Here is a 605-nt window from a genome sequence, read left to right on the forward strand (position 1 = left end):
GATTTGATTGCTAATGGGAATAACTTTATCCTGAATGGTACATTCCCAACTAATAGTTCACATTGGACAACTACTCCAGGTGCTGTTTGGAGTGCGAATACTGGTGATGGTAAGTCTGGTTTTGTTCTGACTCGTACAGCTACAAATACTTTCCCAACTATTCTTGCTGAGAAAGTTCCCGCTGTATCTGGTCGTTACTACCGTGCTGTAGTTCGAATGAAAGCGAATGTAGCAGATACTGTTGTCACTGTGAAGAACAGTTTCTACAATGCAACTGATGCTCAGCCATTTGATGTGTTTGATCGTACAGTAAAAGTTGGTACTGCTTGGGCTGATTATGATATCACATGGCATGCTTCTTTAGATGGTTCTGGTGCTGATCAGTTATCCCCAGATGGAACTAGTTATCTGTCATTATCTGTAGGTAACCGAGCAGCTAATAGTGTTGTTTCTGTTTCCAGTGTCTATTTGTTTGATGATACTGGTGGTATTGCTAACAGTGCTACTGCTGGTGCTTTAGAAACACTGAGTAATGAAGTACATCAATCTAATACTGGTTTATCTTCTGTTTCTCAAAAGATTATTTCCTTGAATAATCAGTTGTT

Annotated in this window: 1 protein-coding gene; it reads left to right on the forward strand. The window is 39.5% G+C overall.

The features are described 5' to 3' along the window. On the forward strand, positions 1-605 hold a 605-nt coding region (locus tag N1032_RS26380; protein WP_259543611.1), incomplete at both ends, for a hypothetical protein.

It is taken from the genome of Herbiconiux daphne (assembly GCF_024979295.1).
Classification (GTDB): domain Bacteria; phylum Actinomycetota; class Actinomycetes; order Actinomycetales; family Microbacteriaceae; genus Herbiconiux; species Herbiconiux daphnes.